Origin of the sequence: Spiroplasma floricola 23-6 (assembly GCF_002813555.1) — a bacterium.
Classification (GTDB): Bacteria; Bacillota_I; Bacilli_A; order Mycoplasmatales; family Mycoplasmataceae; genus Spiroplasma_A; species Spiroplasma_A floricola.
In genome coordinates, this window is record NZ_CP025057.1 from 487,254 (window position 1) to 501,394 (window position 14,141).

General features: G+C 24.2%; 11 protein-coding genes. All 11 read left to right on the forward strand.

The annotated features are described in order from the left end of the window. Positions 1-54: 54 nt before the first annotated feature. The gene (locus SFLOR_RS02270) at positions 55-864 is read left to right on the forward strand and encodes a hypothetical protein (protein ID WP_100916478.1); all 810 of its coding nucleotides are present in this window, start codon (positions 55-57) and stop codon (positions 862-864) included. Positions 865-972: 108 nt separating this feature from the next. Then, on the forward strand, positions 973-1,677 hold the full coding sequence (locus tag SFLOR_RS02275) for a DeoR/GlpR family DNA-binding transcription regulator (RefSeq protein ID WP_100916479.1): 705 nt from the start codon (positions 973-975) through the stop codon (positions 1,675-1,677). A 6-nt stretch (positions 1,678-1,683) separates the two neighbouring features. After that, positions 1,684-2,622: a 1-phosphofructokinase gene (locus tag SFLOR_RS02280; RefSeq protein ID WP_100916480.1), complete on the forward strand. Its 939-nt coding sequence runs from the start codon at positions 1,684-1,686 to the stop codon at positions 2,620-2,622. Positions 2,623-2,633: 11 nt separating this feature from the next. After that, on the forward strand, positions 2,634-4,907 hold the full coding sequence (locus SFLOR_RS02285; RefSeq protein WP_100916481.1) for a PTS fructose transporter subunit IIABC: 2,274 nt from the start codon (positions 2,634-2,636) through the stop codon (positions 4,905-4,907). A 1,763-nt stretch (positions 4,908-6,670) separates the two neighbouring features. Continuing rightward, positions 6,671-7,300, forward strand: a complete 630-nt coding sequence (locus SFLOR_RS05850) for a hypothetical protein (protein ID WP_157806929.1) — start codon at positions 6,671-6,673, stop codon at positions 7,298-7,300. Between the two features lie 223 nt (positions 7,301-7,523). Beyond that, positions 7,524-8,606, forward strand: a complete 1,083-nt coding sequence (locus tag SFLOR_RS02295; protein ID WP_100916483.1) for a lipoprotein — start codon at positions 7,524-7,526, stop codon at positions 8,604-8,606. A gap of 78 nt (positions 8,607-8,684) precedes the next feature. After that, positions 8,685-9,770 carry a lipoprotein gene (locus tag SFLOR_RS02300; RefSeq protein WP_100916484.1) on the forward strand — a complete coding sequence of 362 codons (1,086 nt, stop codon included), beginning with the start codon at positions 8,685-8,687 and terminating at the stop codon, positions 9,768-9,770. A gap of 78 nt (positions 9,771-9,848) precedes the next feature. Further along, on the forward strand, positions 9,849-9,947 hold the full coding sequence (locus SFLOR_RS05920; RefSeq protein ID WP_169919183.1) for a lipoprotein: 99 nt from the start codon (positions 9,849-9,851) through the stop codon (positions 9,945-9,947). A gap of 84 nt (positions 9,948-10,031) precedes the next feature. Next, complete coding sequence (locus SFLOR_RS02305) at positions 10,032-10,928, forward strand: hypothetical protein (protein ID WP_100916485.1); 897 nt, start codon at positions 10,032-10,034, stop codon at positions 10,926-10,928. A 144-nt stretch (positions 10,929-11,072) separates the two neighbouring features. Continuing rightward, positions 11,073-12,308, forward strand: a complete 1,236-nt coding sequence (gene hisS, locus SFLOR_RS02310; protein ID WP_100916486.1) for a histidine--tRNA ligase — start codon at positions 11,073-11,075, stop codon at positions 12,306-12,308. A gap of 3 nt (positions 12,309-12,311) precedes the next feature. After that, positions 12,312-14,030, forward strand: coding sequence for an aspartate--tRNA ligase (gene aspS / locus SFLOR_RS02315; protein ID WP_100916487.1), 1,719 nt, complete (start codon positions 12,312-12,314; stop codon positions 14,028-14,030). Positions 14,031-14,141: the final 111 nt, after the last annotated feature.

Below are 14,141 nucleotides of genomic sequence, written 5' to 3' on the forward strand. Positions count from 1 at the left end.
GATAAATTATGTTATACTATAATTAATATTTATTCTTTAATGCGAGGTGTACTAATGAAAAAAGAAATGATTAATTTATCAATTACAGAATTTGTTCAAGCTAACTTAGATTTTAGTATTGCTTCAAACAGAAAAGAATCTGAGTTCGATTTTAATTACACTAGATGAAAAACAATGATATTTTCAAGTCAAAAATTAAAATTTATTTTGAAATATACTCAATCTGTTTTACAATGAATTAGTAAAGTTGTTGATGTACAAAACTTTACTGTTTCAATTGATACAACAACAGTTGATAGATTTAATTTCTCTATTTATGAATTTGACAATCATATATTTAATTGTTCAATGTTTACAAATTTTTACTTGATTCCAGAAGGTGATTGATCAAGTAAAGTATTTGAAATGCACTTTTCAAAGTTTGACTTAAAAAATGGGGAATTACAGCATGAAGAGGAAACTAACTTTTGAAAAGGCGAAGATGGTTTTGAAAAATTTGTAAATATGCTTTATGCAATTATTAAAGAACCTTATAAATTTGAGAAAGTATCTCCAATTCAATGACAAATTGACTTTAAAGATAAAAAAATATCAAGTTCTCAAATAAGAATGCAACTTGATTCTTTAGTTAATAAGGGTGTAAGACCTGAAGATCCATATTTGACAATAGAACAAGCTATGAAAATTGAAAATGGGGCAAACCCAGATATTGTTGCAAGAGAAGCTAAAAAAGAAAGTGAATCTAAAAAAGTTATTAATCCTATTTGAGAAGAAGGAATTCAACAAGAATTAAAGTATAAAGATTTAAATTATGCAATGGCTAAATCAAGAGGAATTAGTATTGATAAAAAGAAAAGAAAATAATAAGTAAAGGAAAGTTTTTAGGAACTTTTTTTATTTTATTTTTAAATTTTTGGTTGTTTTTGGTTGTTTTTTATCATTTTTGGAATATTATATTAAAGAGGTGAAAGAGTGATTAGAGAAGAAAGAATGCAACTAATTTTAGATTATGTAAATAAGCAAGATTATTGTACTAATGAACAAATATCAAAGCATTTAAACATTCCATTCACCACTCTAAGAAGAGATCTCACTGATCTGCACAATGAATCTAAGTTAAAAAGAGTTCATGGAGGAGCAAAGACTATTAGAGAAAAGTCAATATTAGAAGCTGTTTTGGATGAAAAATTGCTAGCTAATGTTGAAGCCAAAAAAATTATAGCGAAAAAAGCATTAGCTTGTATCAAACCATTTGAAACTATATTTTTAGATGCGGGTTCAACAACATTTTTCTTAGCAGAGATAATTAAACCAGAATTTAATAATAAAATTTATACAAATTCAATTATCAATGCTCAAATTTTAGCAAAAAATGGTGTTAAAGATATAAACCTATTGCCAGGAAAATTAAAAATATCTACTGTAGCAATTTGTGGAGTTGAAACAATTTCAGCTTTATCAAAATATAATTTTGATTTAGCATTTTTGGGAATAAATGCAGTGGATAAGGAATTTAATTTTTTCACAACAGATGAAGATGAAGCACAAGTTAAGAGAATAGCCATTAAAAATTCTCAATTTGCATTTGGTTTAGCAGACAAGTCAAAAAACAACTCTAAATCACTTGTTAAATTTAGTGATAAATCACAAATAGCACTTATCAATGAAGAGGTATAAAAAATTATGATATATACATTGACATTAAACCCAGCAATAGATCATATTGTATTGGCCAATAAAAAAATAGAACTTGGTGTAACAAATTACTATAATGATGAATATAAAGTTGTTGGTGGTAAAGGCATTAATGCAGGAATTATTTTAAAAAATTTAACTGCAGATGTTCAAGCAATTGGTATTATGGGTGAAGAAAATAAGGAAATATTTTTAAATAAATTTAAAGAAATTAATTTAAATAACAATTTTTTTCTAAATTCAGGTTCAACAAGAGTAAATTATAAAATTAAACATTTAGAATCAAAACAAGAAACTGAATTAAATGGAATGGGGTTTAATACTAAAAAAGAAGTATTAAATCAATTAATCCAATATTTAGAAAATAGTTTAAAAGAAAACGATATTGTAATGTTAACTGGAAGTGTTGCTATGAGCATTGAAAAAGATATCTATGAGCAAATTGGAAAACTTGTAAATAAAAAGAAAGCTATATTGATTTGTGATGCAGCAAATGAATTACTAAAAAATGTCTTAAAAGAAAAACCATTTTTAATAAAACCAAATTTAGAAGAAATTTGCTCGACATTAGGTTTAAAATTTGATGAAAATATAAGTTTTGAAGAAACAAAAGAGTTAATTAAAAAATTAAAAAATTTAGGAGCACAAAATGTTTTATTAAGTATGGGATCAAAAGGAAGTTTATATTTTGATTCAAACAATGACATTTATAAAGTTGGAATTGCAAAAGGAAAACTTGTTAATTCAGTTGGAGCAGGAGATAGTATGTTAGCTGGATTTGTATATGGTAAATATAAAAATTTAACTATAGAAAATACACTTCAATATGCTGCAGCAAGTGGAGCTGCTACAGCTTTTAATGAATGACTTGCTTCAAAACAAGAAATTGAAAATTTAGTATCACAAATTAAAGTAGAAAAATTATAATAGGAGGTCACATGGAATTAAAAGATTTATTTAGTAAACAAATAAGCTTTTTTGATGTAGAATTAAATTCAAAAGATGAAGTAATTGAATTTTTATCTAATAAACTTCAAGAAGAAAAATATATAAAATCTGTTGAAGACTTTAAAAAAGCTGTTTACAAAAGAGAATCTGAAGGATCAACAGGTGTGGGAGATGGAATTGCTATTCCTCACGTTTTAAATCCTACAGTTCAAAAGTCAGCAATTGCATTTGCTAAATTAAAAAATAAAGTTGATTGACAATCATTAGATGATCAACCAGCTGATTTAGTGTTTATGATTATGACAAATGGAAAAGATGGAAATGAACATTTAACAGCTCTTGCTGATTTATCTGGTTTCTTAATGAAAGCAGATATTCAAGCAAAATTAAGAAATGCAAAATCTATTAAAGATGTACAAAGTGCATTAACAAAAGAAGATAAAAAAGTTGAAAAAGTTGAAAAGCCAGGAAGTTATGATGTAATAGGAATTACTGCTTGTCCAACAGGGATAGCTCATACTTATATGGCTCAAGAAAAACTTGAAGAATATGCAAAAGCAAAAGGTTTAACAGTTAAAATAGAAACTCAAGGACGTAGAGGAATTGAAAATAAATTAACTCAAGAAGATATTGCTAATGCAAAAGTTATAATTTTGGCTCATGATAAAGCTCTTGAAGGACTTTCAAGATTGAATGGGAAAAAAGTAATTGACACAAATACAAAAGAAGCAATTTTTAAAGGTGATCAATTAATTGAAAAATATCAAAAAAATGAAGGACTAACTGAAGTAAAAGCTGCATCTGATTCATCAGAGTTTAGCGAATTTACAATGAGAAAATTCTTAGATGTAAAAGGTAATTTACTTGGAGGAATTTCAAGAATGCTACCATTCGTTGTTGCAGGGGGGATTATTTTAGGAATAGCTTTCTTAATTGAATTTGCAGCTGGTAATGGTGATGCTGGTGGGAATTTTGGAACTGTAAATCCAGCAGCAGGATGATTTGCAGCTATTGGTAAAACATCAATGGCTATGATGGTTCCAATATTAGGTGCATTTATTGCATTTTCAATAGTAGGGTCACAAGGATTAATGCCAGGAATGGTAGCAGGATTATTCTCATCAAATATAATGGGCTTTGCATATTCAGGCAATGAGTCTGGATGAGATGGTCTATGAGGAAGACTTCTTCCTTCTAGTTTAAAAGGAACAGAATCTGGATTTATTGGAGCTATTGTTGGAGGTTATTTAGCAGCATTATTAGTTGTAGGATGATCAAAAGCAATGACTAAATTCCCTAAAGGATTACAAGGAGCAAGAGACATTGTCTTTATTCCTGTATTGTCATTATTGTCAATTTCATTAACAATGTTTGTTATTAATATTCCATTAGGATATGTAATGGGGGGAATTAGTTTAGGAATTCAAAAACTAGCTGAACTAAACTTATTATGATTAGTATCAATTTTAATTGGATTTATGATGTGTGTTGATATGGGTGGACCAATCAATAAAATTGCTTATTCATTAGGAAACTTAGCAGTTGGAGGAAAATTAGTTAGTGATGCTTCTTCACAAGGATATACTGATCAAACAATTATTATGGCATCAGCTATGTTAGCAGGTATGTTACCTCCAATTATGATAGCAATGTCAACAGTTATTTTCCCAAAAGCTTGAACAGCAAAAGATAGAGATGCTGCAAAAGCTAACTGATTAATGGGAGCATGTTTCGTATCAGAAGGTGCTATTCCATTTATGGTTAAAGATCCAAAAAGAGTTGCAGTAAGTGCAATGATTGGAGGAGCTTTAATTGGAGGATTAGTTGGGGCAGTAAAAATTAAATTACTTGCATCACATGGAGGAATATTTGTATTCCCACTACTAAGTTCAAGTTATTTAGAAAATAGTGCAACAATGACTGGTGGTTCAATTGCTCTAGGAGCTGGAGGAGCACTTGTAATATTGTTGGGAGCAAGCTTCTTATCAGCTATGATTTTAGGAATTTGAAGAACAGCAGATATTAAAACTGGTAAATTAACTCTTGACTCAACAAATGGAGTTAAAGAAGCAATTTTAGCAAAAATTGAATCTGTAAAAGCTAATGAAAAAATTCAAAATAAAGATGTAAAATTAAATTTATTAAATACTAAATTAAATAAATACAGTGATTTTGAAACTGAATTAGCTACAAAACAAAAAGCTTATCAAGCACTTGTTGAAGAAAAACAAAAACAAAAAGAAGCTAGAAAAGCTAGTAAATAATTTCTAAAAAACATCAAATTTTGATGTTTTTTTTTTTTTTTTCTTAAAAAAGAAATTTTAATTAGACAAAATAAAATATAAAAATTGAGCAGAATGTAAAGAAAAGACGGATAGAAAAAATTTATAACAAGAGTATTATTATTAGTATTTAAAATCTAATATTTCATGTTAAGTTACAAATTTAAAAATAAGTGCTAATATCATAGCTAAAACAAAGGAAGAAATTTGAAAAAGAGAAACATTAATGAATTGTTGAAAAAAATATTATAGTAGATTTATAAAAAAGCTATATTCAATTTTATTTAGAAAATAGTGAAAAATTATATTTTATATTACAATTCTCTTAGATCAAAATGATTCAAGAGATCTTAATTTTACATAGTTTCAATTGTTAAGGAGTTATTAGATTGAATATTAAATGAAAGCAAGATAATTTTTACAATATTGACTTTTTCAATTTCTAAAGAAGCAAATGAAGATAATAATATGAAAGTCACAAATGAGTAGAAAAAAATTAGATATTAATATAATCATGTCATATAAACAAAACTGAGTTATTTGTTTCAATTTAATATATGAAGATACTTAATAGGAGGAAAAACAAGAGTTTGTTTACAGTTTTTATTTATTAAGGAATTAATGTATTTTTCTATTTATTAAATGGCTATAATATTGTTTATTTTTTTATATTACTTTTTTAAAATAAAGATTAAATACAATATATTTTAAAAATTAAATCTTTATAGAAAAGTATATAACTAAATAAAGGAATATATAAAAAATGTCAATACCTACTTAAACAATAAAAAAACAAGATTTTTACTATTTAAGTAAATTTAATAAAAAATTAAGATGTTTTCAGAATGGAAATACATTATTTTTATTTATGAAAGATTTAATTTTATTTATTAAGTCTCTCAATTTTTAAAAGTCTTTACTTAATTTATATATTTTGGACTAACTTATTTATAAAAAAATTAAAAATTTATTAGAAAACACTTATTTGTTTGATAAAATAATTTTTGATAGGAAAAGAAAGTAAAGAAAGAAGGAGAAAATTTCAAGAAGTTATAAAAAAACAGTTAAAATATATCAAAAAAAGAAATAAAAGTTTTTTAAAATGCTTAAAATAATATTTATTTTTATATATATTTACTAATTTTGGAAATGAGTTTATTAATATTTAATAAATATAATTTGAGATAGCAGGTGAAAAAGTGCAAATTAGTTTAGATTTTTTAAAAGATAATGTTAAAAATTTAAAATCTTGAATATTAATTTTGATATTAACATTGATTTATTTTTTAATATTTAATATAGCTTTTTTTACATATAAGGCAAATTTATCTTTTAATTTTAATAAGACAGAAGATAGTAGTAAACTGATTTTTCTTAATGTTCTGTTTAATTATGTTGATTGATTTCTATATTTTTGTATAATTCCTTTTTTATCTTTTTGATTAGTTAATTATTTAAAAAAAATAAAAATAATTAATTATTTCTTTGAAAGAGATGCCTATAGGAATTTATATATTATGAAATATATTATTTTGTGATTTTTGAGTTCTGTTATTATTTTATTAATAATTACAACCTCTATGCAACTATTATTTGCTCTTTTTCACTTTTGAGTAATCGGTTTAAAAAATAGTGGTTTTATATTTAAAATATTTATTATAAAAGAATTAATATTAATTTTATATATACCAATTTGTTTTTTATTGATTTCGTCTATAAGTATAATATTTAATAAAATTATTATTATGTTTAGCAATCTAATTTTTTTTATTTTTGTCTTTAATGAGCATTCTTATTCACCAATATTTGATGATTGAATGTATGGCTCTACATTAGATAATAAAGAAACTAAATATCAGTATTCATTTCATGAAAGTCAATTGTTTTTTCAAAGTCAAATATTAAAACCAATAGAAAATAAAAATAAAAATTTAACTTTAAATATTGGAAATGTTGAGTTTACAACAACCTTTAATAATTGAAAAAATAATTTCTATTTCTTAGAAAATGATAAAAATAATAATGAAATAAAAATTCAAAAAATGTATTATGTTGATAATAATAAAAATAAAGATATTACTCAATATTCAGATCAATTAAAAGAAAATATGGCTTCAAATCCTAATGCAGCAAAAGAAATAATGTTTCAAAACTCTTTACAAATTTTAAGAAAAGGTTATGAAGTTTATGATATAAATGGAAAACTGTTTTTTTCAAGAAAAAATGAAAATGAAGTTATTACTGAATTAAAAAAACAAATAGAATTAAGTTATAAATATATTCATAAAAATGAATCTATTAATTTAAAAGACCAAGAAAAACCTTGAGAAAATCTAATTAGTGATGGAAGATATACTGTATTTAATTTAAATTAAATACAGGTAAATGAGTATATTATAAAGATTATCAAAGTGCTTTAGAAATTTATAAAAATCAATCATCTTTAATAAATTCAATTTCTGAAGAGTTTATTATTTATAAAATATATTCAACAACTATAAATAATAAATTAGTTAATTATGAGTGAAATTCTAAAACAAATACTAGAATTTTGGCAGAAAAAATCTATAATGATATTATAGTAGGGAGATAATAAATATGAAAAAATTATTAACAGTGCTTGGATCTTTAAGTTTGGTAGGTTCAACTTCAGTTACAGTCGTATCTTGTAAAGATCCAGTTACTCCACCAAAGGAAAATAAAACAAAATGATCTGATGAAGATATTCTTCAAAGACTAGGAAATTTGGAATTTGAAGAAATGAATAACGGAGATATAAAAATGATTTCAAAAGATAATCATTTTGAAATATGATCTGGTAGTGAAAATGGAAATAAATATGAAAGAGTTATTACAAAAGATAATGTAGAAAATAGTAAAATAAATTATTTTTATAATAGTTTATTGCCAACCGATGTAAGTTATGAAAAACCATTTGGAATTGAATTAATGTCTTCATTTTACATTGGAAAAAATCAAGAAGAAGTAAAAAAAGCTCGTTCTAAAGATATAGATAATTTTGTTTCTGTTTATGGTTCAGAAATAGCAAATGATATGCAATGAAAATTAAGAGGAAAAAATGCTTTTTCAATATATTTTGGAGATACAGCATTAGAAAATATATTTAAGTGTACAAATTTTTGATTAAACGATGTAGTTAAAATTAAAACAAATAATGGAAATGAATTTTATATAGGTTTATCTTCATTTTATGTAGACTTTTTTATTGGATATATAACAAGTAATTTATCAAGTTGAGTTAAAGAGTTTTTTGAGGAATATAAAGACCAATTAAAATCTCCAGATTTAAAAATAGAAGAAATTATTAATGAAAAAGAATCTGTTATTAAAGATAGTAGTAAACAGCATTTAAAGTTAAAAGTTGCTAATTCAACATTTAAATTTTTAGATAAAATTATATATGAAAATGTCAATAATTGAAGTATTTCTGGTTCACTAGATACTTTTTTAGAATCAAAAGTTAACAAGCATATTTCTAAATATAGAGAAAAAGGAGAATTAATTTATAGTTCATATATTTTTTCTCCTACCTCAGATCCTGAAGATCCAAGTAATAATAATTATGAAACTCATTATAATAGTGGTTTTCAAATAAAAAAATCAACTAATAATACGTTAGAATATAATAATAAAATTTATATAAAAATAGATCTTGTTTAATAAACTTAATAGCTAAAAAAGTTAACAAAATATGTTAACTTTTTTGTAAAAAGAAAAAAATGAAAGGAGATAATAAATATGAAAAAATTATTAACAGTACTTGGATCTTTAAGTTTGGTAGGTTCAACTTCAGTTACAGTCGTATCTTGTAAAGATCCAGTTACTCCACCAAAGGAAAATAAAACAAAATGATCTGATGAAGATATTCTTCAAAGACTAGGAAATTTGAAATTTGAAGAAATGAATAACGGAGATATAAAAATGATTTCAAAAGATAATCATTTTGAAATATGATCTGGTAGTGAAAATGGAAATAAATATGAAAGAGTTATTACAAAAGATAATGTAGAAAATAGTAAAATAAATTACTTTTATAATAGTTTATTGCCAACTGATGTAAGTTATGAAAAACCATTTGGTATTGAATTAATGTCTTCATTTTACATTGGAAAAAATCAAGAAGAAGTAAAAAAAGCTCGTTCTAACGATATAGATAATTTACTTTCTGTTTATGGTTCAGAAATGACAAATGATATGCAATGAAAATTAAGAGGGAAAAATGCTTTTTCAATATATTTTGGACTTTTATTTCTAGTAGAAAAACAAGTATTTAAGTGTTCAAATTTTTGATCAAGTGATGTAATTAAAGTTAAAACAAATAAAGGAAAAGAAATATATTTAGGCTTATCTTCATTTTATGTTGATTATTTTATTGGATATGTAACAACTAATTTAAGTAAGTGAATAAAAGAATTCTTTGAAGAAAATAAGGAATTATTAAAATCTCCAGATTTAAAAGTGGAAGAAATTATTAATGAAAAAAGCTCTATTGTTAGTCAAAAAGATAATCAACATTTAAATTTAAGAATTTTAAATGCAAATTTTAAATTTACTGATATTATTCAAAATGTAAATGGTGAAAAAAGATGAATTAGGGGAATAATGGAATCGTTTTTTGATAAAAAAGTAACAGAACAAAACTTTAAATATAAAAAAATTGATAACTCTTCTTTTAAAGATTATGTATTCAATTCTACATGAGATGATAATGATATAAATAAGGATAAGGAAAAACATTATAATGGTGGGTATGAAATAATGGGTCCAAATAATGAAAAATGAGAATACAATAGCAAAATTTATATAAAAATAGATCTTATTTAATAAACTTAATAGCTAAAAAAGTTAACAAAATATGTTAACTTTTTTGTAAAAAGAAAAAAATGAAAGGAGATAATAAATATGAAAAAATTATTAACAGTGCTTGGATCTTTAAGTTTGGTAGGTTCAACTTCAGTTACAGTTGTATCTTGTAAAGATCCAGTTACTCCACCAAAGTAAAATAAAACAAAATGATCTGATGAAGATATTCTTCAAAGACTAGGAAATTTAGAATTTGAAGAAATGGATAATGGAGATATAAAAATGATTTCAAAAGATAATCATTTTGAAATATGATTTGGTAGTGAAAATGGAAATAAATATGAAAGAGTTATTACAAAAGATAATGTAGAAAATAGTAAAATAAATTATTTTTATAATAGTTTATTGCCAACTGATGTAAGTTATGAAAAGCCATTTGGAATTGAATTAATGTCTGCATTTTACATTGGAAAAAGTCAAGAAGAAGTAGAAGAAACTCTTTCTAAAGATATGGATAACTTAGTTTCTGTTTATGGTTCAGAAATGACAAATGATGTGCAATCAAAATTAAGAGGAAAAAATGCTTTTTCAATATATTTTGGACTTTCATCACCAACAGCAGAGCAAGTATTCAAATGTTCAAAATTTTGATCAAGTGATGTAGTTCAAGTTAAAACAAATAGTGGAAAAGAAATGTATTTAGGTTTATCTTCATTTTATGTTGACTATTTTGTTGGATATGTAACAACTAATTTAAGTAAATGAATAAAAGAATTTTTTGAAGAAAATAAAGAACAATTTAAATCTCCAGATTTAAAAGTAGAAGAAATTATTAATGAAAAAAACTCTATTGTTAGTCAAAAAGATAATCAACATTTAAATTTAAGAATTCAAAATGCTAAATTTGAGTTTACAGATCTTATTGAAAAGGATAATGGTGAAAAGTATCAAATTGAAACAGCAATGAGTTCATTTTATAATAAGAAAGTTAGAAACCATTATTTAAAATATAAGGAAATTGAAAACTCTGCTTTTAAAAATTATAAAATTATTTCTGATTGAGATGATAATGATAAAACTACGGAAAAACATTATAATGGTGGTTACAGAATAATTGGTTCAAATAATGAAAAGTGAGAGCGTAATGATAAAATTTATATAAAAATAGATTTTGTTTAAAATATTTTATTGGATAAAAGGTTGAAACTATTTTAAGTTAGTTTTAACCTTTTTTATTAGTCTATTTATTAAAAAAGTAATCTTGGGCTTTTATTTATTCCAATTAAAAAAAAGTGTAAAATATTATGGTTAGAGGTGAAAAAAATGATACAAAAACCAAGAGGAACAGAGGATTTAGTTGATTTAAAAGTAAGAGAATACTTTGCTTTAGAAGTAATTATTAGACAAATAGTTGATTCATTTAACTATAATGAAATTAAAACTCCAATTTTTGAAAGTTTAGAACTTTTTAAAAGAGGTGTGGGACAAGAAACAGATATTGTTTCTAAAGAGATGTATACTTTTAAAGATAGAAAAGATAGAGAATTAACTTTAAGACCTGAAGGAACTGCTCCAACAGTTAGAGCAATTTTAGAAAATAAAATGTATATTAATGAAAACTTACCTTTAAAATTATTTTATTTTGGTTCAATGTTCAGATATGAAAGACCTCAAGCAGGAAGAAATAGACAATTTAATCAATTTGGAGTTGAAGTTTTTGGACCAAAAACAGCTGAAATTGACAGTGAAATTATTTGTCTATCTTCTACTATTTTAAATACAATAGGATTAGACAATCACACAATACACTTAAATTATTTAGTTAATGGTGAACAAAGAAAAAAATATATTGAAGATTTAAAAAAATATTTAAAACCAAAAAAACTTTGTGATGATTGCAAAAAAAGAATGGAAGTAAATCCTTTAAGAGTGTTAGATTGTAAAATTGATTCAAAACAATTTAATGATGTTATTGATATGAAAGATTATTTATCAGATCAAGATAAAAAATACTTTGAAAATTTAATATTAAATTTAAAAAATATTGGTATCAAACCAATTATAGATAAATTACTTGTTAGAGGATTAGATTATTATACTGGTTTTGTTTATGAAGTAAAAGATAAAAATGGATCAACATTACTTGGTGGGGGAAGATATGATGAGCTTGTAAATCAACTTGGAAATGTTGATTTATCTGCAGCTGGTTTTGGACTTGGAATGGAGCGAATTTTAATAGCACTTCAAGAAGAAGAAATTTATATTTCTCAACCAGTTAGTTTAGATGCATATATTATAGGATTGAGTGAAAAAGCAAAGCAGTTTTCAAATATCTTACTTTTAGCGCTAAGAAAGTCAGGATTAAAAGCTGATTTTGATTTTATGAGCAGAAGTATGAAATCTGCTTTTAAACAATCTGAAAAACTAAATGCAAAAAATATCATTATTATTGGAGACAATGAATTAAAAGAAAATGTTGTTATTATAAAAAATCAAATAACAAAAGAAGAGAAAAAAGTAACTTTTGATAAAATCGTAGATACAATAATGGGAGAATAGAAAATGAAACGTACACATACATGTGGTGAACTTAGTTTAAAAAATGTCAATCAAAATGTAATTTTACAAGGTTGAGTTACAAAAGTTAGAAAAATGGGAGCAATGAATTTCATTGATTTAAGAGACAGATATGGAATAACTCAATTAGTAATTGATGAATCAATTAGTTTAGAAAATGTTAAATCAGAATATGTTTTAGAAGTTGAAGGAAAAGTTATTGAAAGAAAATCTAAAAACTTAGAACTTAAAACTGGAGAAATTGAAATTAAAGTAAGTAAAATAATTTTAATTAATAAATCTGAATTGACTCCTTTTGAAATAAAAGATGGAATTAAGTCTCAAGAAGATACAAGATTGACTTATAGATATTTAGACTTAAGAAGAGCTGAAATGCAAAATAATTTACTTGTAAGAAGTAAAATGAATCATACAATAAGAAACTTTTTTATTGAAAAAGACTTTATTGAAATAGAAACTCCAATTTTTGGTAAATCAACACCAGAAGGGGCAAGAGACTTTTTAGTTCCTTCAAGATTAAATCAAGGAAAATTTTATGCTTTACCTCAATCACCTCAATTATATAAGCAATTATTTATGATAGCTGGTTTAGATAGATATTTCCAAATTGTTAAATGTTTTAGAGATGAAGATTTAAGAATTGATAGACAACCAGAATTTACGCAATTAGATATGGAAATGTCATTTGCAGATGCAAATGATGTTATGCAAACAATTGAAGCTTTAGTTAAAAAAGTAATTTTAGAAATTAAAGGAATTGATATTAAAGAACCAATTCAAAAAATTACTTGACATGAGTCAATGGACAAATATGGAAATGATAAACCAGATTTAAGATTTGGTTTTGAAATTCATACATTAAATGATATTTTTAAATCTACTCAAATACCTTTGTTTTCTAATCTAGAAAATAAATCAATTAGAGCAATTTGTGTTGATTCTTTATTGAATAAAAAACAGTTAGAGGACTTGAGTGAAGTTGCAAAACAAAATAGTGTCAATATTTTAGCATTTGCAAAATATGATTCTAATGAATGAACAGGATCAATTGGTTCAAAACTATCTGATGAAGAAAAAGTAAAACTAATTAAGGAATTTAATATTAAAACTTCTTCAACAATTCTATTTGTAGTTGAAGAATATTATAAAGCAAGTCAAGCTATGGGATCAATTAGAAATAGAATTGCAAAGATTTTAAACTTATTGAATTGCGAAGAAATGAAATTAGTTTGAATAGTTGATTTTCCTTTATTTGAATTTTCAGAAGAAGAAAATAGATATGTTGCAGCCCACCATCCATTTACTATGCCAGCAGATAAATCACTAAATAATTTTGATTCTAATAAACAAGATGCATTGGCAAAAGCATATGATATTGTTTTAAATGGTTTTGAAATTGGTGGAGGAAGTCAAAGAATTACAGACTCTTTATTACAAAAAAGAATGTTTGATGCCGTTGGTTTATCAAAAGAACAAATTGAAACAAATTTTGGATGATTTGTTAATGCTTATAAATACGGTGCTCCATATCATGCAGGTTGTGCTCTTGGTTTAGACAGAATTTGTATGATATTAACTGGCTCAGAAAATATTAGAGAAGTTATTGCATTTCCAAAAAACTCATCAGGAATTGATCCAATGACAAATGCTCCAGATATAGTTGCAAATCAACAATTAGAAGAATTAAATATTAAGTTAAAGTAATTATGAAAGATGTTTTTAAAATATAAAAAAATATTAATTTAAACACTAAAAAATGGAAAAAATCTTTTGCTTTTTCCATTTTTTTCTAAAATATTTGTATAATTTTAGGTA